The organism is Pseudomonas nabeulensis (assembly GCF_004682045.1).
Taxonomy (GTDB): Bacteria; Pseudomonadota; Gammaproteobacteria; order Pseudomonadales; family Pseudomonadaceae; genus Aquipseudomonas; species Aquipseudomonas nabeulensis.
Genome location: NZ_QUZT01000002.1, coordinates 1 through 23,245 on the forward strand (window position 1 = coordinate 1; position 23,245 = coordinate 23,245).

At 60.4% G+C, this 23,245-nt stretch carries 20 protein-coding genes and 1 tRNA gene; 16 read left to right on the forward strand and 5 right to left on the reverse strand.

All coding sequences use genetic code 11. From position 1 onward, the window contains the following. Nucleotides 1–89 precede the first annotated feature (89 nt). A complete protein-coding gene (gene folK, locus DYL61_RS01470) occupies nt 90–608 on the reverse strand; it encodes a 2-amino-4-hydroxy-6-hydroxymethyldihydropteridine diphosphokinase (protein ID WP_135306914.1) in 519 nt (172 codons plus the stop codon). Further along, nucleotides 599–952 (reverse strand): dihydroneopterin aldolase, encoded by a 354-nt coding sequence (gene folB / locus DYL61_RS01475; protein ID WP_015886183.1) that lies wholly within the window; start codon nt 950–952, stop codon nt 599–601. Before folB ends, folK begins: the two co-directional genes overlap by 10 nt. Nucleotides 953–1,026: 74 nt before the next feature. Here folB and plsY point away from each other — a divergent pair, with 74 nt between their 5' ends. Next, a complete protein-coding gene (plsY, locus tag DYL61_RS01480; RefSeq protein ID WP_065938231.1) occupies nt 1,027–1,596 on the forward strand; it encodes a glycerol-3-phosphate 1-O-acyltransferase PlsY in 570 nt (189 codons plus the stop codon). Nucleotides 1,597–1,628: 32 nt separating this feature from the next. Here the strand turns inward: plsY and tsaD are convergent, their stop codons facing one another. Further along, on the reverse strand, nt 1,629–2,654 hold the full coding sequence (gene tsaD, locus DYL61_RS01485) for a tRNA (adenosine(37)-N6)-threonylcarbamoyltransferase complex transferase subunit TsaD (RefSeq protein ID WP_105698159.1): 1,026 nt from the start codon (nt 2,652–2,654) through the stop codon (nt 1,629–1,631). 202 nt (nt 2,655–2,856) lie between these two features. Between tsaD and rpsU the strand changes: the two genes are divergently transcribed. The 5 genes from rpsU (at nt 2,857) to DYL61_RS01510 (ending at nt 11,281) form a co-directional block, all read left to right on the forward strand. Further along, the gene (gene rpsU, locus DYL61_RS01490; RefSeq protein WP_002551877.1) at nt 2,857–3,072 is read left to right on the forward strand and encodes a 30S ribosomal protein S21; all 216 of its coding nucleotides are present in this window, start codon (nt 2,857–2,859) and stop codon (nt 3,070–3,072) included. 360 nt (nt 3,073–3,432) lie between these two features. Beyond that, nucleotides 3,433–5,406: a DNA primase gene (dnaG, locus tag DYL61_RS01495; RefSeq protein WP_135306915.1), complete on the forward strand. Its 1,974-nt coding sequence runs from the start codon at nt 3,433–3,435 to the stop codon at nt 5,404–5,406. 67 nt (nt 5,407–5,473) lie between these two features. Then, on the forward strand, nt 5,474–7,324 hold the full coding sequence (rpoD, locus tag DYL61_RS01500; protein ID WP_135306916.1) for an RNA polymerase sigma factor RpoD: 1,851 nt from the start codon (nt 5,474–5,476) through the stop codon (nt 7,322–7,324). 121 nt (nt 7,325–7,445) lie between these two features. Continuing rightward, entirely contained in the window at nt 7,446–11,189 is a 3,744-nt protein-coding gene (locus DYL61_RS01505; RefSeq protein WP_135306917.1) for a bifunctional diguanylate cyclase/phosphodiesterase, read from the forward strand. Between the two features lie 15 nt (nt 11,190–11,204). Further along, nucleotides 11,205–11,281, forward strand: a tRNA-Ile gene (locus tag DYL61_RS01510). 43 nt (nt 11,282–11,324) lie between these two features. Here DYL61_RS01510 and gabP read toward each other — a convergent pair. Together gabP and DYL61_RS01520 are read right to left on the reverse strand one after the other, a co-directional pair. After that, the gene (gene gabP / locus DYL61_RS01515; protein WP_135306918.1) at nt 11,325–12,740 is read right to left on the reverse strand and encodes a GABA permease; all 1,416 of its coding nucleotides are present in this window, start codon (nt 12,738–12,740) and stop codon (nt 11,325–11,327) included. 187 nt (nt 12,741–12,927) lie between these two features. Continuing rightward, the gene (locus tag DYL61_RS01520) at nt 12,928–13,353 is read right to left on the reverse strand and encodes a VOC family protein (RefSeq protein WP_135306919.1); all 426 of its coding nucleotides are present in this window, start codon (nt 13,351–13,353) and stop codon (nt 12,928–12,930) included. Between the two features lie 113 nt (nt 13,354–13,466). On the opposite strand from DYL61_RS01520, the gene DYL61_RS01525 reads away from it, so the two are divergent. From DYL61_RS01525 to pqqE, 10 genes are all read left to right on the forward strand, one after another. Next, nucleotides 13,467–14,336: a LysR family transcriptional regulator gene (locus DYL61_RS01525; RefSeq protein WP_135306920.1), complete on the forward strand. Its 870-nt coding sequence runs from the start codon at nt 13,467–13,469 to the stop codon at nt 14,334–14,336. Nucleotides 14,337–14,372: 36 nt separating this feature from the next. Then, a complete protein-coding gene (locus DYL61_RS01530) occupies nt 14,373–14,819 on the forward strand; it encodes an Lrp/AsnC family transcriptional regulator (protein ID WP_135306921.1) in 447 nt (148 codons plus the stop codon). A 146-nt stretch (nt 14,820–14,965) separates the two neighbouring features. Continuing rightward, nucleotides 14,966–16,657: a flavin monoamine oxidase family protein gene (locus tag DYL61_RS01535; RefSeq protein ID WP_135306922.1), complete on the forward strand. Its 1,692-nt coding sequence runs from the start codon at nt 14,966–14,968 to the stop codon at nt 16,655–16,657. A gap of 11 nt (nt 16,658–16,668) precedes the next feature. After that, nucleotides 16,669–17,478 carry a carbon-nitrogen hydrolase family protein gene (locus tag DYL61_RS01540; RefSeq protein WP_135306923.1) on the forward strand — a complete coding sequence of 270 codons (810 nt, stop codon included), beginning with the start codon at nt 16,669–16,671 and terminating at the stop codon, nt 17,476–17,478. Nucleotides 17,479–17,509: 31 nt separating this feature from the next. After that, nucleotides 17,510–19,864, forward strand: a complete 2,355-nt coding sequence (pqqF, locus tag DYL61_RS01545; RefSeq protein WP_135306924.1) for a pyrroloquinoline quinone biosynthesis protein PqqF — start codon at nt 17,510–17,512, stop codon at nt 19,862–19,864. 159 nt (nt 19,865–20,023) lie between these two features. Beyond that, complete coding sequence (gene pqqA, locus DYL61_RS01550) at nt 20,024–20,098, forward strand: pyrroloquinoline quinone precursor peptide PqqA (RefSeq protein ID WP_009045898.1); 75 nt, start codon at nt 20,024–20,026, stop codon at nt 20,096–20,098. A 71-nt stretch (nt 20,099–20,169) separates the two neighbouring features. Next, entirely contained in the window at nt 20,170–21,081 is a 912-nt protein-coding gene (gene pqqB, locus DYL61_RS01555) for a pyrroloquinoline quinone biosynthesis protein PqqB (protein WP_135306925.1), read from the forward strand. A gap of 11 nt (nt 21,082–21,092) precedes the next feature. Beyond that, nucleotides 21,093–21,845, forward strand: a complete 753-nt coding sequence (pqqC, locus tag DYL61_RS01560; protein ID WP_135306926.1) for a pyrroloquinoline-quinone synthase PqqC — start codon at nt 21,093–21,095, stop codon at nt 21,843–21,845. Next, entirely contained in the window at nt 21,842–22,117 is a 276-nt protein-coding gene (pqqD, locus tag DYL61_RS01565; RefSeq protein WP_135306927.1) for a pyrroloquinoline quinone biosynthesis peptide chaperone PqqD, read from the forward strand. The genes pqqC and pqqD overlap by 4 nt, the downstream gene beginning before the upstream one ends. Continuing rightward, a complete protein-coding gene (gene pqqE / locus DYL61_RS01570; protein ID WP_135306928.1) occupies nt 22,110–23,240 on the forward strand; it encodes a pyrroloquinoline quinone biosynthesis protein PqqE in 1,131 nt (376 codons plus the stop codon). The genes pqqD and pqqE overlap by 8 nt, the downstream gene beginning before the upstream one ends. The last annotated feature ends 5 nt before the right edge of the window (nt 23,241–23,245 follow it).

Below are 23,245 nucleotides of genomic sequence, written 5' to 3' on the forward strand. Positions count from 1 at the left end.
CGGTGTTGCTCCTGTCATCTCTTAACTAACAGGCATTAGGGCAAGCCCGCTCCCACATTTGAATCCGGTCAAGCCAAGAGAATCGGTGACTACAGGAGATCCGCCGGTGTAAGTTGCTGGCCTTGCCACTCAAATCCTACAGGCGCCAGCACCTGGTCGATCTGCGCATCGCGCCACAGATCGGCCAGGCTCTTGCCCGCCTCGGGATGCACACGCTGCGGTGCCATCAACGACAACGGCCACAACACGAAGGCGTTTTTCAGGATTTCTGCACGCGGCAGGACCAGGCCGTCAAAGTTACCCACCAGGTCGCCATACAGCAGCACGTCGATATCCAGCGGCAGGCCCTTGCGGTCCGGCGCATAACGACCGTTATCGGCCTCGATGAATTTCAAGCGGCGGTCCAGCTCCATCAACGGCAGGTCAGTATTGGCCGACACCACCAGATTGAAGAACGGCCCACTCTTGATACCCACTGGCTGGCTTTCGAACACCGGCGAGCAGCGCATATCCGTCAAGAAACTTGCCAACGCGTCAAGCCCGGCACGCAGATGGGACTCGCGCTCGATATTGCTGCCAAGGCCAAGGTAAACCTGAGTTAGCGACATCCGCGCTCGATCTCCACACCCACGCCTTTGGCGGCCGGCACGGCGCCTGGCTTGGTCAACTTGAGGTGCAGCCAGGGAATCTGGAACTCGCTCATCAACACTTCGGCCAAACGCTCGGCAAAGGTTTCCACCAGTTGGTACTGGGATTGCTCGGCAAAGGCCTGGATACGCGCAGACACACTGGCGTAATCCAGCGCCAGGGTCAGGTCGTCACCAGCAGCGGCCGGGCGGTTGTCCCAGGCGAAGCTCAGGTCCAGGCGCAGGCATTGGCGGATTCCGCGCTCCCAGTCGTAGGCCCCGATCACGGTGTCGACTTCCAGGCCTTCGATAAACACTCTGTCCAAGCACTCTTCTCCGCAGCACGACAAGGGCGCGATGCCCCGTTAGAATCAGGGCGTCCTCGCCCGGAATAGTTAGCATGTTTTGGTCACTGGCGATTCTCGCCTACCTGCTCGGCTCGCTGTCCTTCGCCATTCTGCTCAGCCGCCTCACGGGAAATCCCGATCCGCGAATGAGTGGCTCAGGCAATGCCGGCGCCACCAATATGTTGCGCTTGGCCGGCAAGAAACTTGCCGTGCTGACGTTGCTCGGCGACCTGTGCAAAGGCTTGCTGCCCGTGCTGATCGCCAACCTCGCCGGCCTTACCCTGCAACAGCAGGCCTGGGTCGGCGTCTGTGCCGTCCTCGGCCATCTGTTTCCGCTGTACTTCCGCTTTCGCGGTGGCAAGGGTGTCGCCACGGCGGCCGGCATGTTGCTGGGGATCTACCCACCGGCAGCGTTGCTGGCGGTACTCGCCTGGCTGCTGACGTTCTACCTGACCCGCACCAGCTCACTTGCCGCGTTGATCGCCACCCCGCTGACCCTGCCCTTGCTGGCCTGGCAGGAACCCGCGGCGCTGTTGCCGATGAGCGTTTTGACACTGCTGATCGTCTGGCGCCATCGCGGCAATTTACGCGACCTGTTTGCCGGGCGCGAACGGCATTTTTAAATTCACCCGTTGAGCATCGCTCACATCGCGCCTTACAACGGCGACAACTGCTCCATCGGCCAACGGGCCTGCACGCTGATTGCCAGGCTTTCGTGCTGCCCGGCCTGCAAGCGCTGGCACCCGGCGTAGGCGATCATTGCGCCGTTATCGGTGCAGAATTCAGGGCGCGCGTAGAACACATCGCCCTTCATGTCGCCGAGCATTTTTTCCAGCGAGGCACGCAAGGCCTTGTTGGCGCTGACGCCGCCTGCGATCACCAGGCGCTTCATGCCGGCCTGTTTCAGGGCACGCTTGCACTTGATGGTCAAAGTCTCCACCACGGCCTGCTGGAACGCCAGCGCGATGTCGCAACGGGCTTGCTCACTGTCGTCCCCGGCGCTGACGCTCTGCTGCCAGGTGTTCAACGCGGAGGTTTTCAAGCCACTGAAACTGAACATCAGGCCTGGGCGATCGCACATCGGGCGCGGGAAGGTGTAGCGACCCGCCACGCCTTTTTCGGCCAGCCGGGCGATTTCCGGGCCACCGGGATAATTGAGGCCCATCATTTTCGCAGTCTTGTCGAAGGCTTCGCCGGCGGCGTCATCCAAAGATTCGCCCAACAACGTGTATTGGCCGATGCCATCGACCTGAACCAACTGCGTATGGCCGCCGGAAACCAACAAAGCGACGAACGGGAACTCAGGCGGTGTTTTTTCCAGCATGGGCGCCAGTAAATGGCCTTCCATATGGTGCACACCGAGGGCCGGAATGCCCCAGGCAAAGGCCAGTGCCTGGGCGCAAGAGGCCCCAACCAGCAGGGCTCCGACCAATCCGGGGCCCGCAGTGTAGGCAATGGCATCGATCTCGGTCGGCACGCAGCCAGCCTCGTCCAGCACTTGGCGAATCAGCGGCAGCATGCGCTTGACGTGATCACGGCTGGCCAGCTCCGGCACCACGCCGCCATAGGCGCGGTGCAGGTCGATCTGACTGAACAGTGCATCGGCCAAGAGCCCGCGTTCACTGTCGTATAGTGCGACACCGGTTTCGTCGCAGGAGGTTTCAAGTCCCAGTACTAGCATGGGTTTGCGCCTTGTAGAGGCTAAATTCGAAGGCGCGCATAATAGTCGCCACTCCCCCTCCCGACTAGCGGTTTTCGATCAGAGGCTTTGCATTCCGGTCAATGAGGGGTTAACATCCGCAACCCTTAAAAACCGACGACCTCAGCCGCGAATTGTTTGCGACGAGAACGTTGATCCCGGTAATGAAAGAAGGTAGCTCTGGATGCCAGCCGTCAAAGTTAAAGAGAACGAACCCTTCGACGTAGCTCTGCGTCGTTTCAAGCGCTCCTGCGAAAAAGCCGGTGTACTGGCTGAAGTTCGTAGCCGCGAATTTTACGAGAAGCCAACTTCTGAGCGTAAGCGTAAAGCAGCAGCCGCTGTTAAGCGTCACGCCAAGAAAGTTCAGCGCGAACAGCGCCGCGCCGTTCGTCTGTACTAATACACAGACGTTCGTAGCAAGCTTCTGCCAAGCCCGGCCCTCAGCCGGGCTATTGGCATTTGCGGATATCGCTTGATGCTTCACTGTCGACGCCGCACACGCGACCGAGACAACTGCTTCACACGTCAGAACTGGCTCTTTTGCCAGCGTGCACGTCTCTTCTGACGAGCCTGCCAAGGCTACTGACGAGCACACCCCCTTTTCTTCCTTGCCAAAGACTGACCAGAAACTAACGTCAGTGAATGTTCGGCAGATACACTTCTATGCAACCCAAGCAGACGATTGCTGATCGAGCCCGACGACACGTTGGCTTGAACACTTCACGGGCCCTCATTTACACGCAGTGATGACGAGAACGCCATGGCCGGGCTGATTCCACAGAGCTTTATTGACGACCTTCTGAACCGCACCGACATCGTCGATGTTGTCAGTTCGCGCGTGCAACTGAAAAAAGCCGGCAAAAACTACACCGCCTGCTGCCCGTTCCACAAGGAAAAAACCCCGTCGTTCAGCGTTAGCCCCGACAAGCAGTTCTACTATTGCTTCGGCTGCGGCGCAGGCGGCAATGCCCTCGGCTTCCTGATGGACCACGACAACCTGGACTTCCCCCAGGCTGTCGAAGACCTGGCCAAAGCCGCCGGCATGGAAATCCCCCGCGAAGAAAGTGGCCGCCCGCACAAACCGCGACAGCCCACCGACTCGCCGCTGTACCCGCTGCTGACGGCCGCTGCCGACTTTTATCGTCAGGCGCTTAAAAGCCATCCGCAACGCAAGGCTGCTGTCGACTACCTCAAGGGCCGCGGCCTCACCGGCGAAGTCGCTCGTGACTTCGGCCTCGGCTTTGCCCCGCCCGGCTGGGACAATCTGTACAAGCATTTGAGCAGCGACACCCTGCAGCAAAAAGCCATGATCGACGCCGGCCTGCTGGTAGAAAACACCGAGTCCGGCAAGCGCTACGACCGCTTTCGCGACCGGGTGATGTTCCCGATTCGCGACAGCCGTGGCCGCATCATTGCCTTTGGTGGTCGCGTGCTGGGGGACGACAAACCCAAGTACCTGAACTCCCCGGAAACCCCGGTCTTCCATAAAGGCCAAGAACTCTACGGGCTGTTCGAAGCACGCAAGAACAACCGCAACCTCGATGAGATTATCGTGGTTGAAGGCTATATGGACGTAATCGCCCTGGCCCAGCAAGGCTTGCGCAACGCCGTGGCCACCCTGGGTACCGCCACCAGCGAAGAACATTTGAAGCGCCTGTTTCGCGTAGTCCCAAGCGTACTGTTCTGCTTCGACGGCGACCAGGCCGGCCGCAACGCCGCCTGGCGCGCACTGGAAGCCACGCTGTCGAGCCTGCAGGACGGGCGCCGCGCGCGCTTTCTGTTCCTGCCCGAAGGCGAAGACCCGGACTCTCTGGTACGCGCCGAAGGCACTGACGCATTCCGCGCACGCATCAACCAGCACGCTCAGCCGCTGGCCGACTATTTCTTCCAGCAACTGACCGAAGAAGCCGACCCGCGCTCCCTCGAAGGCAAGGCCCATATGGCCACCCTCGCAGCGCCGCTGATCGACAAAGTCCCCGGCGCGAACCTGAAATCACTGATGCGCATGCGCTTGCTGGAAATCACTGGATTAAGTGGCGAAGCCGTCGCCCAGCTGGTGCATAGCGCCCCGCACGATGCACCACCACCGGCCTACGATCCAGGCATGGATTACGACGCCATGCCGGACTATTCCGACTTCCACCAACCGCAGGAGGCCTACGCGCCCCAGCAGGAGTGGACGCCGAAAAAGCCGGGGGCTGGCGGCAAAAAGTGGGACAAGAAACCCTGGAGCAAAAACGGTAAGCGCGGTGACCGCGACGAAAACTACGCGCCCCGCACTCCGGTAGCGGTAGAAGCACCGACACTGATTGCATTACGCACGTTGATCCACCATCCACAACTGGCCAGCAAAGTCGAAAGTGCCGATCACTTTGCCAACGAAAGCAACACCTATGCACAAGTACTGATCGCCTTGATCGAAGCCGTGCAGAAAAATCCTAAGCTAAACTCCATTCAGCTCATGGCTCGTTGGCATGGCACCGAACAAGGCCGGCTGTTGAAGGCACTCGCAGAAAAGGAGTGGCTAATTGACGGCGATAACCTTGAACAACAGTTTTTAGACACCATTACTAGGTTATCCGCGGGTCAGCACACGCAGACCCTCGATGAACTCATCAAGAAAGCAAGGCAGCCGGGATTGTCGGCTGAAGAGCAAATTCAGATAGCAAAACAGATGCGCGACCTCTTAAAACAGAATGTTTCCGCATCAAACCCGACCTCAGCTGGCGTGTGAGGTCATAGCTCGGGTATAATCCTCGGCTTGTTTTTTGCCCGCCAAGACCTTCAGTGGATAGGGTGTTATGTCCGGAAAAGCGCAACAGCAGTCTCGTATCAAAGAGTTGATCGTTCTCGGTCGTGAGCAGGGTTACCTGACTTACGCGGAGGTCAACGACCACCTGCCTGAGGATATTTCAGATCCAGAGCAGGTGGAAGACATCATCCGCATGATTAACGACATGGGGATCAACGTATTCGAAGCTGCGCCAGATAAGGATTCCCTTATGCTGGCGGACGCCGATACCGACGAGGCTGCCGCTGAAGAAGCGGCTGCCGCGCTGGCTGCCGTGGAGACCGATATCGGTCGTACCACCGACCCTGTTCGCATGTATATGCGTGAAATGGGTACCGTCGAGCTGCTGACACGCGAAGGCGAGATCGAAATCGCCAAGCGTATCGAAGAGGGTATCCGTGAAGTGATGGGCGCCATTGCGCACTTCCCTGGCACGGTTGACCACATTCTCTCCGAGTACAATCGCGTCACCACCGAAGGTGGCCGCCTGTCCGACGTCCTGAGCGGTTACATCGACCCGGACGACGGCATTGCGCCACCGGCCGCCGAAGTACCGCCGCCTGTCGATGCCAAGGCCGCGAAAGCGGACGATGACTCCGACGACGACGACGCTGAATCCAGCGGTGACGACGAAGAAGAAGTTGAAAGCGGTCCAGACCCGATCGTCGCTGCCCAGCGTTTCGGTGCGGTTTCCGATCAAATGGAAATCACCCGCAAGGCGTTGAAGAAGCACGGTCGCGCCAACAAGCAGGCAATCGCCGAGCTGCTGGCATTGGCCGAGCTGTTCATGCCGATCAAGCTGGTGCCGAAACAATTCGAAGGCCTGGTTGAGCGGGTTCGCAGCGCCCTTGAGCGTTTGCGTGCACAAGAGCGTGCGATCATGCAGCTCTGTGTCCGTGATGCGCGCATGCCGCGTGCCGACTTCCTGCGCCAGTTCCCGGGCAACGAAGTTGACGAGAGCTGGTCCGACGCCCTGGCCAAAGGCAAGGCGAAGTACGCCGAAGCCATTGGTCGCCTGCAGCCGGACATCATCCGTTGCCAGCAGAAGCTGCAAGCATTGGAGACCGAAACCGGTCTGACGATTGCCGAGATCAAGGACATCAACCGTCGTATGTCGATCGGTGAGGCCAAGGCCCGCCGCGCGAAGAAAGAGATGGTTGAAGCGAACTTGCGTCTGGTGATCTCCATCGCCAAGAAGTACACCAACCGTGGCTTGCAATTCCTCGACCTGATCCAGGAAGGCAACATCGGCTTGATGAAGGCTGTGGACAAGTTCGAATACCGTCGCGGCTACAAGTTCTCGACTTATGCCACCTGGTGGATCCGTCAGGCGATCACTCGCTCGATCGCCGACCAGGCCCGCACCATCCGTATTCCGGTGCACATGATCGAGACCATCAACAAGCTCAACCGTATTTCCCGGCAGATGTTGCAGGAAATGGGTCGCGAACCGACCCCGGAAGAGCTGGGCGAACGCATGGAAATGCCTGAGGATAAAATCCGCAAGGTATTGAAGATCGCTAAAGAGCCGATCTCCATGGAAACCCCGATTGGTGATGACGAAGACTCCCATCTGGGTGACTTCATCGAAGACTCGACCATGCAGTCGCCAATCGATGTCGCCACCGTTGAGAGCCTTAAAGAAGCGACTCGCGACGTACTGTCCGGCCTCACTGCCCGTGAAGCCAAGGTACTGCGCATGCGTTTCGGCATCGACATGAATACCGACCACACCCTTGAGGAAGTCGGTAAGCAGTTTGACGTGACCCGCGAGCGGATCCGTCAGATCGAAGCCAAGGCGCTGCGCAAGTTGCGCCACCCGACGCGAAGCGAGCATCTGCGCTCCTTCCTCGACGAGTGATACCAGAACCCCCGGCCCAGGCCGGGGGTTTTGTTTTATATCGATAAAATCTTCAGCAACACCCCTCCCCCGCAATGCCCGTCTACACTCGAACCATTCCCCGTGCCATAACGAGACCGTTATGCCCAGATTGCCGACTGTGTTGCTGCTGTCGCTGCTGACCTGGACCGCAACGGCTGGCGCGTTGACTCTTTCCGATGATGAGCGTAGCTGGCTGGCGGACCATCAGGAGCTGCGGCTGGGGGTGGATGCCTCATGGCCCCCCTTCGAATACCGTGATGAAAAGGGTCACTATCAAGGCCTTTCCGCAGACTATGTGCGCCTGATTCAGGAGCGCCTGGGGGTGCGGATCAAACTTATCGAGCCCATCAACTGGAGCGCGGTGCTCGAGCAAGCCCGAAACAATCAACTCGACCTGGTGCCTGGCGTCATGTCCACCCCCGAACGCCAGGGTTATATGGCGTTCACTCGGCCCTATCTGGATTTCCCCATCGTGATCCTCGCCCACGAGGGCGGCGCCCGACCGCGTAATCTCAAGGACCTCTACGGACTGAAAATTGCCGTAGTAGAGAATTACGCCCCCCATGAATTACTGCGCACTCACCACCCCGACCTCAATCTGGTGGCCATGCCCAATGTCAGCTCCACACTGCAAGCCCTGGCCACCGATGAAGTCGATGCCGTCGTCGGCGACCTGGCGTCCAGCGTCTGGAGCCTGCGCCAGCTCAAGCTCGATGGTTTATACGTCAGTGGCGAAACACCCTACCGCTACCAACTGGCGATGGGTGTGCCACGGGACAACAAAATGCTGGTGGGCATCCTGGACAAGGTATTGGCCGACCTCAGCCCGGACGAAACCGACGCCATTCAGCAGCACTGGGTCGGCAGTTTCACCGACCACCGCGAATTCTGGACCGACCTGCTGACCTATGGCCTGCCGGCGGTATTGCTGCTGAGCACCGTATTGGCCATCGTGATTCGGATCAATCGCCGCCTCAGCTCGGAAATTTCCCGCAGGGTGGCCCTGGAACAGGAGCTGCGCAGCAGCGAATACCACTATCGCGGCCTGGTGGAGAGTTTGTCTGCCATCGCCTGGGAAGCCAACGTTACCGACTTCACCTACAGCTACGTGTCGCCCCATGCCGAGGAGTTGCTGGGCTACCCCCGCGCGCACTGGCTGATCCCAGGCTTCTGGCGCAATATCATCCACCCCGCCGACCTCACGCGCACCGAGGCCTATTGCTACCGCGAGACCCGCGCCAATCGTGATCACAGCGTCGACTACCGGGTGATCACCGCCGACGGGCGCTGCCTGTGGGTGCGGGACATCGTCAGCCTGATCGAGCACGGCCATGAACCTGTACTGCGCGGCCTGATGATCGATATCAGCGAGGCCAAGCGCACTGAGGAAGCCTTGCAACTGTCCGAGCAGAAGTTTGCCTCGGTGTTCCAGCAATGCCCGGACATCCTGGTGATCGCACGGTTGTCGGATGGCTGCCTGCTGGAGGTGAACAAAGCCTTTGAAGACCAGATCGGGCTCAGCGCCGCAGATGTCGTGGGCAAAACCGCCACCGACCTGAATATCTGGGGCATCCACGGCGTCGGCCCCGACCTGCTACAGCGCGTGCAAACCACCAGCATTCGTAACCTCGAGATGCCCTTTCTACGCAGCAACGGCCAGGCCTTTACCGGCCTGATCTCGGCCGAGCCGTTCCAGCTCGACACCACCGAAGCCCTGGTAGTGGTGGTGCGCGACATCACCCAGCTCAAGGAAACCCAGCAACTGCTGCAAACCTCCGAAGAAAAATTCGCCAAGGCTTTCCACGCGTCCCCGGACGGTTTGCTGCTGAGCCGCCAGCGGGATGGCCTGCTGATTGAGGTCAACGAAGGGTTCAGCCGCCTGACCGGTTTCACCAGCGCCATCTCCCTCGACCAGTCATCCCTGGACCTGGGAATCTGGGTCGACCTCAACGAACGCAAACACATGCTGGAACTGATGCAGCGCGATGGGTTTGTGCGCGATTTCATCTGCCACATCCGCCGCGCCGACGGCCAGATTCGCCTGTGCGAGCTGTCCAGCCGCCCCCTGCCGATTGGCGACGAAGACTGCATGCTCACCATCGCCCGAGACATCACCGAACGTCAGTTGATGCAGGAAAAACTACAACAGGCGGCCACCGTGTTCGAAAGCACCGCCGAAGGCGTGCTGATCACCGACACCCGGCAGAACATCAGCGCCGTCAACCGCGCCTTTAGCGAAATCACCGGCTACAGCGAAGCCGAAGCCCTCGGTCATACCCCTCGCCTGCTTGCCTCGGGCCTGCACGACAGCGCCTTCTACGCGGCGATGTGGCATCAGTTGACCGCCCAAGGGCATTGGCAAGGTGAAATCTCCAACCGCCGCAAGAACGGTGAGGTGTACCCCAGCTGGCTGACCATCAGCGCCGTACGTAATCGCGAACACCTGATCACGCACTTTGTCGCCGTGTTTGCCGATATCTCCAGCCTCAAGCTGGCCCAGGCTCGCCTCGACTACCAGGCGCACCACGACCCGCTCACCGGCCTGCCCAATCGCACGCTGTTCGAAAGCCGATTGCAGGCTGCCCTCAACGGTCACCAGGAAACCGGCAAGCAAGGCGCCGTGCTGTTTCTCGACCTGGACCGCTTCAAGCACATCAACGACAGCCTCGGCCATCCGATTGGCGACCTGCTGCTTAAAGACATTGCCGTGCGTCTCAAAGACCAACTGCGCGACATCGACACCGTGGCCCGCCTGGGTGGCGATGAATTCATCATCCTGCTTCCCGGCCTGCAACACGCCAGCGACGCCGAGAACCTGGCGAATAAGCTGCTGGCCTGTTTCACCCCACCGTTCCAGGCCGGCGAGCACGAGTTTTTTATCAGCGCCAGCATCGGCACCAGCCTCTACCCCCAGGACGGCACCGACGTGGCCACCCTGGTCAAGAACGCCGACGCCGCGATGTACCGCTCCAAGGCCAAAGGCCGCAACCGCGTGGAAAGCTACACCCGCGACCTTACTGCCCAGGCCAACGAGCGCGTGGCGCTGGAACACGAACTGCGCCGCGCCATCGAGCGCGACGAATTGAGTTTGTACTACCAACCCAAACTGAGCCTCAGCACCCAGGAACTGATCGGCGCCGAGGCATTAATCCGCTGGCGTCATCCGACTTTTGGCGACGTGCCACCCGAACACTTCATCGCCCTGGCCGAAGAGAACGGCATGATCCTGCAGATTGGCGACTGGGTACTGGAACAGGCCTGCCGGCAAATGCAGGCCTGGCAACGCGTCTTCGAAGATTTCGGTCCACTGTCCGTCAACCTCGCCGGCGCGCAACTGCGGCATCCGAACTTGCTATCACGCATCGAACAATTGTTACGCGACTACCGACTGGAACCCGGTCGCCTGCAACTGGAGATCACCGAAAACTTCATCATGAGCCAGGCCGAGGAAGCCTTGGAGGTGCTGCACCAGCTCAAACACCTCGGCGTACAACTGGCAATTGATGACTTCGGCACCGGCTATTCATCCCTCAGCTACCTCAAGCGCCTGCCGCTGGACTTCCTGAAGATCGACCAGTCCTTCGTCCGCGGCCTGCCCGACGACCCCCACGACGCCGCCATCGTGCGCGCCATCATCGCCCTGGGCCACAGCATGCAATTCACCATCATCGCCGAGGGCGTGGAGAACCCTGCGCAGCAAGCCTTCCTCGCCGCCGAAGGCTGCGAACAGATGCAGGGCTACATCGTCAGCCTGCCGCTGCCGCCGGAGTTGTTTGCCGCTACCTTCCTTCGTATGCGCCTTGAGGATTTTTCGGATAGCACAGCGGAGAAACCATCGCTATAATCCGCGACCTGTTAAGGGCCTATAGCTCAGTTGGTCAGAGCAGAGGACTCATAATCCTTTGGTCCACGGTTCAAGTCCGTGTGGGCCCACCAAACAAGAAAGCCGCGCATTGCGCGGCTTTTGTGTGTCTGGGACTCACACCGGCACTTTACTCCCTCGTGCCACGCCCTGCGCCTTTTGCCCATGCCCTCGCGCGTTGAATATCCCCAGCAACACAATCCCCAGCGTCAGCCCACCCGTTGCCATTACTTCACTGCGGTGCGCCGGCATCACCAGCATCACGCCCAAAGCAAAGACGATGAAGACAATGACCAACCAGGTCAGCCAGGGGAACAGCCACATCTTGAATTTGATCTGGGCGTTGTCCTTGTACAATTGGCCGCGCATGCGCAGTTGGGAAACCGCGATCACCAGGTAAACCAGCAGGGCAATTGCGCCGGAGCTGGCCAGCAAAAAGGCGAACACGGCGGATGGGGCAAAAAAATTCAATGCGGTGGTCATCAGGCCAATGGCAGTGCTGGCAATCACCGCCGCCCGTGGCACGCCGGCCTTTGATGTGCGTTGCAGGAGCGCCGGCGCTTCGCTGCGTTTGCTCAGCGAGTAGACCATCCGCGAAGAAATGTAGATCGCCGAGTTCAGGCAACTGGCCACCGCCACCAATACCACCAGGTCAACCAGGGTCTTGGCGTTGGGGATGTGCATGATCTCCAGCGCCCGCTGATAGGAACCCTGTACCGGCAGTAATGCGTCGTTCCACGGCACCACCGAGATGATCACGAAGATCGAGCAGATGTAAAACAAGCAGATGCGCCAGATCACCGACTTGGTGGCCTTGGCGATATTGCGCGCCGGGTCTTTGGATTCGGCGGCGGCGATGGTCACCGCTTCCGTGCCGACAAAGCTGAACATGGTGGTCAGCAATGCACCGATCACCGCTTCCCAGCCGTTGGGCATAAAGCCGCCGTATTCGGCCACCAGACGCGTTACACCGCTGACTTCACGCCCCGGAAGCAGGCCCAGCAAAGCGCAGGCCCCCAGCACGATAAACGAGACGATGGCGATGACCTTCAGCATGGCAAACCAGAACTCGAACTCACCATATTTGGCCACGCTGAACAGGTTGGTCACCGTCAGGACCGCAATGGTCGCCAAGGCGAACACCCAGGTCTCAACCCCAGGAAACCACGTGTTGAGCACCACGCCGGCGGCAATGGCCTCCAGCGGAATCACCAGCACCCAGAACCACCAGTACAGCCAGCCGATGGTGAACCCTGCCCAGGGGCCGATGGCCTTATCGGCATAGGTGGAGAACGAGCCGGTGTCGGGGCTGGCAATCGCCATTTCCCCGAGCATGCGCATCACCATTACCACCAGCAGCCCGGCCAGGGTATAGGCGATGATGGCGGACGGGCCGGCGGCAGCGATGGCGTGACCGGAACCGATAAACAATCCCGCGCCGATAATGCCCGCGATAGACAGCATGGTGACATGGCGCTGCTTGAAACCTTGCGCCAGGTTGTCATTTCCCGGGTGCGGCGAATGCGTAGACATAGGGAACCTCGCTTTTTGTTTTTATTGATTTCCATATAAAACTGCGGCCACGGTAGGTCCCAACCCGGGGCATGAACCGACCTAGTACGACCTCACCAAGTCTGTTTGCGACCTATAACCCTCCGCCGAAAATGCAAAAAGCCCCGACTCATAGAGCCGGGGCTTTGTATGCTTCAGCCGCTTACAGTTATTTAGCGAACAACTGCCCAATATCCCTGAACGCCTTGAACTCCAGCGCATTGCCGCACGGATCAAACAGAAATAACGTGGCCTGCTCCCCCACTTGCCCCTTGAAGCGAATGTGCGGCTCCAGCACAAACTTCGTGTCCCGTGCTTGCAAGCGATCTGCCAAGGCCTGCCAATCGTCCCAGCCCAGCACTACACCAAAATGCGGTACAGGCACGTCGTGGCCGTCCACCGCATTGGTATGCGCCGATTCCTGAGAGACGGTTTTCGGGTGTTCGTGAATCACCAGTTGGTGGCCGAAGAAGTTGAAGTCAACCCAGTGGTCGCTGGACCGCCCTTCCTCCAGGCCAAAGACCTCGCCGTAAAAGTGCCGGGCGGCGGCCAAGTCATACACCGGAATTGCCAGGTGAAAAGGTGCAAGTGTCATCAGGTCAAACCTCTAAGGGCATTTAAGTGCATCGAGTTTAGCCTTGCTCCAGGTGATGAAAAGACGATAGTTTTTGCGCCGAGCTCAAATTATTTCGATCAATCGGGACGCCCATGCTGCGTGAATTGAAGACTTTTATCGCGGTAAGCCGTCACGGCACGTTTGCGGCGGCGGGCATGCATATCGGGCTGACGCAGTCGGCGGTGAGTGCGCAGATTCGCCAATTGGAACAGGCGCTCGGCGTGCAGTTGTTCGACCGCACCGGGCGCCAGGCTACGTTGAATGCCGCTGGTTTGCGGGCACTGCCGCTGGCCAGGGACATCCTGGAAACCTTCAACCGCATGGGCGTGCCGGTGGATGCCAATGAGTACCGCGGCGAGCTGAAAGTTGGCGCCATCGGCACCGCCCAGACCGGCCTGCTGCCCCAGGCCTTGCTGCGCTTGCGTCAGGCCGCGCCCGCCGTGGAGTGCAAACTGGTGCCGGGCGTATCCCTTGAACTGCTCAGCCAGGTGGATGCCGGTGAGTTGGACTCGGCGATCATCATTCGCCCACCGTTTGATCTGCCCAAGGAATTGCATGTGCAGGAGGTGCGCAAGGAGCCATTCGTGCTGATCGTGCCGGACTCGCTGGAGGGCGATGATCCGCTGCACTTGCTCGGCACGCAGCCCCATGTGCGCTACGACCGCGCTTCGTTTGGCGGGCGATTGGTCAGCCGGTTTCTGCGTGAGCAAAAGCTTGAAGTACAGGTAGCGCTTGAGTTGGACGAGCTGGAGGCCATCGTCAAGATGGTCGAGTGTGGCCTGGGCGTGTCGCTGATTCCTCAGGCTGGCCTGTGGCTTGAACACGCCGCCAAGGTACGAATCATCCCCTTGGGAAATCTGACTTTTTACCGCGAGATCATCTTGCTCAGCCGCTACAGCCAGCGCCAGTTGCCGGTGCCGCAGCTGTTCGCGCGCTGCCTGTTGGCCGACGCAAGCCTGTAACATGCCAACCCATCGCCGCCCGTACCGGAGCTTCCCTTGCCTGCCCTAGATGAAATCGACCGCCAACTGATCGCCGCCTTGCAGATCAACGCCCGCGAAAGCGTGGCCATGCTGGCTCGGCAATTGGGTATCGCGCGGACCACGGTGACCTCGCGCCTCGCGCGCCTGGAAAAAACCCAGGTCATCACCGGCTACGGCGTGCGCCTCGGGCACCGGGTGGCCGATGGTGGCTTGCAAGCCTACGTGGGGATCACGGTGCAACCGCGCTCCGGCAAGGAAGTGCTGCGCAGGCTCAGTGCCATGGCCCAGGTCCAGCAGTTGTGCGCGGTAAGCGGCGAGTTCGATTACGTGGCCTGGCTGCGCACTGACTCGCCGGAACAACTTGATCAGTTGCTGGACCAGATCGGCAGCGTCGACGGCGTGGAGAAAACCACCACCTCGATCATCCTCAGCAGCAAATTGGACCGTGGCCAGCCAGTCTGACCAACTACCTCGTCATTTTGACCAAAAACAATTCAATCCGACGACACTTTGCGTCTTATTAACGAACGCTACGCTCCCTAAACTGGCTGCCATCTTTTCCTATACTCAGCGGGTCGTGCCCCGCCGAGTTACCAGCCAGGTCAGCCATGAACCCATCCCAGAAAAACAATCGCCACCCTGCAGACGGTAAAAAACCCATCACCATCTTTGGCCCGGATTTCCCGTTTGCCTTTGATGACTGGATCGAACACCCGGCAGGCCTGGGCAGTATCCCCGCCGCCCACCATGGCGCCGAAGTGGCGATTGTCGGCGCGGGCATCGCCGGCCTGGTGGCCGCCTACGAGTTGATGAAACTGGGCCTTAAGCCGGTGGTATACGAAGCCTCGAAAATGGGTGGCCGCCTGCGTTCCCAGGCGTTTGAAGGCGCCGAAGGCATCATCGCCGAGCTGGGCGGCATGCGTTTCCCGGTGTCGTCCACTGCGTTCTATCACTATGTCGACAAGCTCGGCCTGGAAACCAAACCCTTCCCCAACCCGCTGACCCCGGCCTCCGGCAGTACCGTCATCGACCTTGAAGGCCAAACCCACTACGCACAGAAACTCTCGGACTTGCCGGTGCTGTTCCAGGAAGTCGCCGACGCCTGGGCCGATGCGCTGGAGGCCGGCTCGCAGTTCGGCGATATCCAGCAGGCCATCCGTGACCGCGACGTGCCGCGCCTCAAAGAACTGTGGAACAAGCTGGTGCCGTTGTGGGACGACCGCACGTTCTATGACTTTGTCGCCACCTCCAAGGCGTTCGCCAAATTGTCGTTCCTGCATCGTGAAGTCTTCGGCCAGGTCGGTTTCGGCACCGGCGGCTGGGACTCGGACTTCCCCAACTCCATGCTGGAGATCTTCCGCGTAGTGATGACCAACTGCGATGACCACCAACATCTGGTCGTCGGCGGCGTAGCCCAAGTGCCCATGGGCATCTGGCGCCATGTGCCGGAGCGTTGCGCTCACTGGCCCGCCGGCACCAGCCTCAGTTCGCTGCACCGCGGCGCGCCACGGGCCGGTGTGAAACGTATCGCCCACGCCGCCGATGGCCGCTTTGCCGTCACCGACAACTACGGCGACACCCGTGAATACGCCGCCGTGCTCACCACCTGCCAAAGCTGGCTGCTGACTACGCAGATCGAATGCGACGAAACCCTGTTCTCGCAAAAAATGTGGATGGCCCTCGACCGTACCCGCTACATGCAGTCCTCCAAAACCTTCGTGATGGTTGACCGCCCGTTCTGGAAAGACAAAGACCCGGAAACCGGCCGCGACCTGATGAGCATGACCCTCACCGACCGCCTGACCCGTGGCACCTACCTGTTCGATAACGGTGACGACAAACCCGGTGTGATTTGCCTGTCGTATTCATGGATGAGCGATGCGCTGAAAATGCTGCCGCAACCCATCGATAAGCGCGTGAAGCTGGCACTGGATGCCTTGAAGAAGATCTACCCGAACGTCGACATCAAGGCGCGGATCATCGGCGATCCGATCACCGTGTCGTGGGAGGCCGATCCGCATTTCCTTGGCGCGTTCAAAGGCGCGTTACCGGGTCACTATCGCTACAACCAGCGTATGTATGCGCACTTTATGCAGAAGGACATGCCCGCCGAACAACGTGGGATTTTTATCGCCGGGGACGACGTATCCTGGACCCCGGCCTGGGTGGAAGGCGCGGTGCAGACCTCGCTGAATGCGGTGTGGGGCATCATGACCCACTTCGGTGGCAGCACCCACTCGGAGAACCCAGGCCCCGGCGATGTTTTTGATGAAATCGGCCCCATCGCCCTGGCCGAGTAAGGAGTAAAGCCATGCGTGTCGCCCTGTACCAATGCCCGCCGCTGCCACTGGACGTGGCCGGCAACCTCAAGCGCCTGCATCAAGTAGCGCATGAGGCGTCCGGCGCCGATGTGCTGGTGCTGCCGGAGATGTTTCTCACCGGCTACAACATCGGCGCCGAAGCCGTGGGGGCATTGGCCGAAACGCAGGATGGGCCCTCGGCGCAGGCCATCGCTGAACTGGCGCAAAGCGCTGGCCTGGCGATTTTGTACGGCTACCCGGAGCGGGCCGAGGACGGGCAGATTTACAACGCCGTGCAGTTGATCGATGCCCACGGCCAGCGCCTGTGCAACTATCGCAAGACCCATCTGTTCGGCGATTTGGATCGCTCCATGTTCAGCGCCGGAGACGATGATTTCCCGCTGGCGGAACTCAACGGCTGGAAGCTCGGTTTCCTGATCTGCTACGACCTGGAGTTCCCGGAAAACACGCGCCGCCTGGCCCTGGCCGGTGCGGAGTTGATCCTGGTGCCCACCGCCAATATGGTGCCGTTCGACTTTGTCGCGGATGTCACCGTGCGGGCGCGGGCCTTCGAAAACCAGTGCTACGTAGCGTACGCCAATTACTGTGGGCGCGAAGACGAGATTCACTATTGCGGGCAGAGCAGCATTGCCGCACCGGATGGCCAGCGCATCGCCCAGGCGGGCCTGGATGAAGCGTTGATTGTCGGCACACTGGAGCGCCAATCGATCCTCGACGCCCGCGCAGCCAACCACTACCTGCAAGACCGTCGCCCCGAACTGTACGGCGCTGCACAAGCCCTGAATCAACGGGTTTGTTAGCATAGGCGCTTCCTACGTTTCGGAAGTGCCCATGCCTGCGCCGGCCCACCCTCATCATCTTCATCTGACCCTGGCCAATGGCCTGCGGGTTTCCCTGCACCATGCGCCGCATCTAAAGCGTTGCGCCGCTGTGTTGCGGGTCGCTGCGGGCAGTCATGACGTGCCGCTGGCCTGGCCGGGGCTGGCACATTTTCTTGAGCATTTGCTGTTTCTCGGGACTGAGCGTTTCCCCACGGGTGAGGGATTGATGGCCTACGTGCAACGCCAGGGTGGCCAGGTCAATGCCAGCACCCGTGAGCGCACGACGGACTTTTTCTTTGAGCTACCGGAGCCGACTTTTGCCGATGGGCTGGAGCGGCTGGCAGACATGCTCACCCATCCGCGCCTCACGCAGGAAGACCAACTGCGCGAGCGCGAAGTGCTGCAGGCGGAATTTGTCGCCTGGTCCCAGGACGCCAAGGCACAGCAGCAAGTCGCATTGCTCGAAGGTTTGGCGGCGGATCATCCACTGCGAGGCTTTCATGCGGGTAACCGCGACAGCCTACCGGTGGAGCGTGAGGCCTTTCAGCAGGCGTTGCGGGAATTTCATCAACAGTTCTACCAAAGCGGGCAGATGACCTTGAGCCTCGCCGGTCCACAATCGCTGGAAGCACTGCAAGCCTTGGCGCAGCCGTTCAGCGAGATGTTGACGCCCGGCCCCCATCGCCCGCAAGCCGCGCCACCTGCATTGATGCCCGGCGAGGCGCGGGGTTATCAGCACCTGGCCGGCAATCACCTGCATCACGTCATCACCTGCGATGCGCCACGGGAAGCCCTGGAGTTCCTCTGCACCTGGCTCAACGCCTCGGCGCCGGGCGGGCTGCTGGCGGAACTGCAAGCCCAGCACTTCGCCAGCGCCCTGCAAGCGACGGTGCTGTATCACTACGCCGGACAAGCGGTGCTGGATATCGACGTTACGCTCGGCACCCAAGATGAATCGGCGACAGCAATTGAGGCGTTGCTGTACGACTGGCTGAGCTTTTTCGCACAGAGCGACTGGACTTCACTGCGGGAGGAGTACGCCCTGCTGACGGCCCGCCAGTTGCAAATCCAAGGCGCACTGGCGCTGGCCCGACACGACAGCGAGGACTTGTCGGAAACGGCTGTCGTCGCCCTCAAGGCCATGTTTGACGCGTTGCCTCTGTCACCGTCCCAACACGCTTGGCAGTTGCCGCCGAGCAACCCCTTCCTGCGCGCACCCGTGAAGGAAGAGCGTGCCGGCCTGATTCGCGGGCAGACAAGTGCCCACCGGGGCTTGCGTACCTTTGCGCAAGACCGTTCACGGGGGCGCAAGGACGTTACGGCGCTGACCTTCAGCCAAGCCTTGGCCACTGATGGCGATGAAAGTGCGCTGTACCTGCAATGGCGGTTCGCGCCGTGCGGCCTGGAAAACGCGTTGCAACCGTTGTGCGAGCTGGCACGCCAGGCGGGTGTCGACGTGTCATTCGAAACGGTGGGCGGTGATTGGCGGGTAAAAATGGTCGGTCTGCACGAGCCCATGCCAGCGGTGCTGGATGCGTTGGCACAAAGCCTGGCCCAGGCGCAGCAAGCACCCGCAGATTCGACGCCGATGATTCCCATCCGAGAACTGCTCAAGGCGCTGCCTGCCTGCTGTGCGGCCACGCCTTCCCCGGACAGCGAAGCCTCGTGGTCGACCGCACGCTGGCACGGCCTGGGGCTGGGTTTTCCCGCCACGGTTGAAGCGGCAATCAAAACGGCAGCGGCACGCCTGCCTGGGCAACCCTCGACTATCGAGCACGTACTGCCCGTTTTCAGCACCCAACGTATCTGGCATGAAGTGAAAACGGCTTCCGGTGAAGCCGCACTGCTGCTGTTTTGCCCAACCCCCAGCCCGTCCCTGGAAGATGAAGCGGCATGGCGACTGCTGGGGCATCTGCTTCAGGGCCCGTTCTACCAACGTCTGCGGTTAGAGCTGCAAATCGGCTACGCCGTGTTCAGCGGTATCCGACAAATCAATGGGCAAACCGGCCTGCTGTTCGGCGTGCAGTCACCCAGCGAGTCTTTGGAAGGGATCGTGGGTCACGTGCAAGCCTTCCTACAGCAATTGCCTGCGTTGATCAGCCGTAGCACTGAACTGGGCAACCAGGCCCTGGCTCAACAGTTTGCCGCGCAAGTGCTCCCGCTGGCCCAAGCCGCCGAGTTGCTGTGGCAGGCGCAGTTGGCTGGCCATTCGTCGGGCTATCTGGGCCAGCTTCAACAACTGATCCAAACCCGTACGCACGCAGACTTACTGAACGCCGTCCAGCAGGTAAACGACGCTGCAGGCGGCTGGCTGTACGTCGCCAACGGCCCGGCGATCAGCGAATCCAGGTATCCGACGAATTGATCATTGCCAACCTTGCAACAGGCTTTTTCCACTCGGACAGCGCTAACTCGCCCAGAACTGAGTATTATTCCTACGCACCTGCCTGAACATCTCTGACCGGAGATGGACTAAATGTATTAGTTGGTAGTGGAAGTCCCATCCCTTCGTAGGAGTAAGAATATGTCCTGGTCCAAACCTGCTTACACTGATCTGCGTATCGGTTTCGAAGTCACCATGTACTTCGCCAGCCGTTAATCCGCTGGGTAATACAACGCCTCGGTTCGCCCGGGGCGTTTTTGTTTTGAGCTTTGCTTGATGGAGCGACCATGTTTGTCCAGATTCTAGGTTCCGCCGCCGGCGGTGGTTTCCCGCAGTGGAACTGCAACTGCGTGAACTGCGCAGGTTTTCGCGATGGCAGCCTGCGGGCCCAGGCGCGTACCCAGTCGTCCATCGCGATCTCCGACGATGGTGTGAACTGGGTGCTGTGCAATGCCTCTCCCGACATTCGCGCACAACTGCAGAGCTTCGCACCGATGCAACCCGGCCGCGCCCTGCGCGATACCGGCATCAGCGCGATCATCCTGATGGACAGCCAGATCGACCACACCACCGGCCTGTTGAGCCTGCGCGAAGGCTGCCCGCACCAGGTGTGGTGCACCGACATGGTCCATGAAGACCTCAGCACCGGTTTCCCGCTGTTCACCATGCTCACCCACTGGAACGGTGGCCTGGCCTGGAACCGCATCGAGCTGGACACAAGCTTCACCGTGCCGGCCTGCCCCAACCTGCGGTTCACCCCGCTGCCCTTGCGCAGCGCCGCACCGCCCTACTCGCCACACCGCTTCGACCCGCACCCCGGCGATAACATCGGCCTGATCGTCGAAGACCTGCGTACCGGCGGCAAACTGTTCTACGCCCCCGGCCTGGGCAAGGTCGACGCGCCGCTGTTGGAGATCATGGCCGGCAGCGACTGCCTGCTGGTGGACGGCACGATGTGGGATGACGATGAAATGCAGCGCCGTGGCGTCGGCACCCGCACCGGTCGCGAAATGGGCCACCTGGCGCAAAACGGCCCGGGCGGCATGCTGGAAGTGCTGGAACAGTTGCCCGAGCAGCGCAAAGTGCTTATCCACATCAACAACACCAACCCGATCCTCGATGAAGACTCCCCCGAGCGAGCGGAACTGCTGCGACGCAATGTCGAAGTGGCTTACGACGGCATGAGCATCGAATTGTAGGAGCAGACGAAATGTCCGACACACCGCTGACAACCGCCGAATTCGAACAGGCCCTGCGGGCCAAGGGCGCCTTCTACCATATCCATCACCCGTACCACGTGGCGATGTATGAAGGCCGCGCCACCCGCGAGCAGATCCAGGGCTGGGTCGCCAACCGTTTTTACTACCAGGTGAACATTCCCCTGAAAGACGCGGCGATCCTGGCCAACTGCCCCGACCGCGAGATCCGCCGCGAGTGGATTCAGCGTCTGCTCGACCACGATGGCGCGCCGGGCGAAGACGGCGGCATCGAAGCCTGGCTGCGCCTGGGCCAGGCCGTGGGCCTCGATCCAGACCAGTTGCGCTCCCAGGAGCTGGTATTGCCCGGCGTGCGTTTTGCGGTGGACGCCTACGTCAATTTCGCCCGTCGCGCCAGTTGGCAGGAAGCTGCCAGCAGCTCGTTGACCGAACTGTTCGCGCCGCAGATCCACCAGTCACGCCTCGACAGCTGGCCGCAGCATTACCCGTGGATCGACCCGGCTGGCTACGAATATTTCCGCACCCGTCTGGGGCAGGCCCGCCGCGATGTGGAGCATGGTTTGGCGATCACGTTGCAGCACTACACCACCCGCGAAGGCCAGGAGCGCATGCTGGAAATTCTCCAGTTCAAACTGGATATTTTGTGGAGCATGCTGGATGCCATGAGCATGGCCTACGAACTGAAACGCCCGCCGTACCACAGCGTCACCGACCAACGGGTCTGGCATAAAGGGATCCCTCTATGAGCTTTGATCGCAGCAAAAAACCCACCTGGCGCCAGGGCTATCGCTACCAGTACGAACCGGCGCAAAAAGGCCATGTGTTGCTCTACCCCGAGGGCATGATCAAGCTCAACGACAGCGCCGCGTTGATCGGCGGCTTGATCGACGGTCAACGTGATGTGGCCGCGATCATTGCCGAGCTGGATAAGCAATTTCCCGGCGTGCCTGAGCTGGGTGACGACATCGAGCAATTCATGGAGGTCGCCCGTGCTGAGCACTGGATCACCCTTGCCTGAGAAACCGCCCATCGGCTTGCCGCTGTGGTTGCTCGCGGAACTGACCTACCGCTGCCCGTTGCAGTGCCCGTATTGCTCCAACCCGTTGGATTTTGCCGAGCAAGGCAAGGAGCTGAGCACCGAGCAGTGGTTCAAGGTGTTTCGCGAGGCCCGGGAAATGGGCGCCGCGCAGTTGGGTTTTTCCGGCGGTGAGCCGTTGGTGCGCCAGGACCTTGCCGAGTTGATCGCCGAAGCGCGCAAGCTGGGGTTCTACACCAACCTGATTACCTCGGGCATCGGTCTCACTGAGCAAAAAATCAGCGACTTCAAGAAGGCTGGCCTGGATCATATCCAGATCAGCTTCCAGGCCAGCGACGAACAGGTGAACAACCTGCTGGCCGGCTCGAAAAAAGCGTTTGCGCAAAAACTGGAGATGGCCCGCGCGGTGAAAGCCCACGGCTATCCGATGGTGCTGAACTTCGTCACCCACCGGCACAACATCGACAAGATCGACCGCATCATCGAGCTGTGTATTGCGCTTGAAGCAGACTTCGTCGAGCTCGCCACCTGCCAGTTCTACGGCTGGGCCCAGCTTAATCGTGTCGGGCTATTGCCGACCAAGGAACAGTTGGTGCGCGCCGAACGCATCACCAACGAATACCGCGCCAAGCTCGAAGCCGAAGGCCACCCGTGCAAGCTGATCTTCGTCACCCCGGACTATTACGAGGAGCGCCCGAAAGCCTGCATGAACGGTTGGGGCAGTATCTTTCTGACGGTCACACCGGACGGCACCGCCCTGCCCTGTCATGGCGCCCGACAGATGCCAGTGCAATTTCCCAATGTGCGCGACCACAGCATGCAGCACATCTGGTACGACTCGTTTGGCTTCAACCGCTTTCGCGGCTACGACTGGATGCCCGAGCCGTGCCGCTCCTGCGATGAAAAGGAAAAGGACTTTGGCGGCTGCCGTTGCCAGGCCTTCATGCTCACGGGTGATGCAAGCAATGCCGACCCGGTGTGCAGCAAGTCCGAGCAGCACGGCATCATCCTCAAGGCACGGGAAGAAGCCGGACACGCCACCCAGACCATCGAGCAACTGGCCTTTCGCAATGAGCGCAATTCACGGCTCATCGCCAAAGGCTGACGGCC

Bases quoted from the DNA above. Each gene is read 5' to 3' on its own strand.
- folK (WP_135306914.1), bottom strand. From the start codon at position 608: ATGTCGCTAACTCAGGTTTACCTTGGCCTTGGCAGCAATATCGAGCGC.
- plsY (WP_065938231.1), top strand. From the start codon at position 1,027: ATGTTTTGGTCACTGGCGATTCTCGCCTACCTGCTCGGCTCGCTGTCC.
- tsaD (WP_105698159.1), bottom strand. From the start codon at position 2,654: ATGCTAGTACTGGGACTTGAAACCTCCTGCGACGAAACCGGTGTCGCA.
- rpsU (WP_002551877.1), top strand. From the start codon at position 2,857: ATGCCAGCCGTCAAAGTTAAAGAGAACGAACCCTTCGACGTAGCTCTG.
- dnaG (WP_135306915.1), top strand. From the start codon at position 3,433: ATGGCCGGGCTGATTCCACAGAGCTTTATTGACGACCTTCTGAACCGC.
- rpoD (WP_135306916.1), top strand. From the start codon at position 5,474: ATGTCCGGAAAAGCGCAACAGCAGTCTCGTATCAAAGAGTTGATCGTT.
- DYL61_RS01505 (WP_135306917.1), top strand. From the start codon at position 7,446: ATGCCCAGATTGCCGACTGTGTTGCTGCTGTCGCTGCTGACCTGGACC.
- gabP (WP_135306918.1), bottom strand. From the start codon at position 12,740: ATGTCTACGCATTCGCCGCACCCGGGAAATGACAACCTGGCGCAAGGT.
- DYL61_RS01520 (WP_135306919.1), bottom strand. From the start codon at position 13,353: ATGACACTTGCACCTTTTCACCTGGCAATTCCGGTGTATGACTTGGCC.
- DYL61_RS01525 (WP_135306920.1), top strand. From the start codon at position 13,467: ATGCTGCGTGAATTGAAGACTTTTATCGCGGTAAGCCGTCACGGCACG.
- DYL61_RS01535 (WP_135306922.1), top strand. From the start codon at position 14,966: ATGAACCCATCCCAGAAAAACAATCGCCACCCTGCAGACGGTAAAAAA.
- DYL61_RS01540 (WP_135306923.1), top strand. From the start codon at position 16,669: ATGCGTGTCGCCCTGTACCAATGCCCGCCGCTGCCACTGGACGTGGCC.
- pqqF (WP_135306924.1), top strand. From the start codon at position 17,510: ATGCCTGCGCCGGCCCACCCTCATCATCTTCATCTGACCCTGGCCAAT.
- pqqB (WP_135306925.1), top strand. From the start codon at position 20,170: ATGTTTGTCCAGATTCTAGGTTCCGCCGCCGGCGGTGGTTTCCCGCAG.
- pqqC (WP_135306926.1), top strand. From the start codon at position 21,093: ATGTCCGACACACCGCTGACAACCGCCGAATTCGAACAGGCCCTGCGG.
- pqqD (WP_135306927.1), top strand. From the start codon at position 21,842: ATGAGCTTTGATCGCAGCAAAAAACCCACCTGGCGCCAGGGCTATCGC.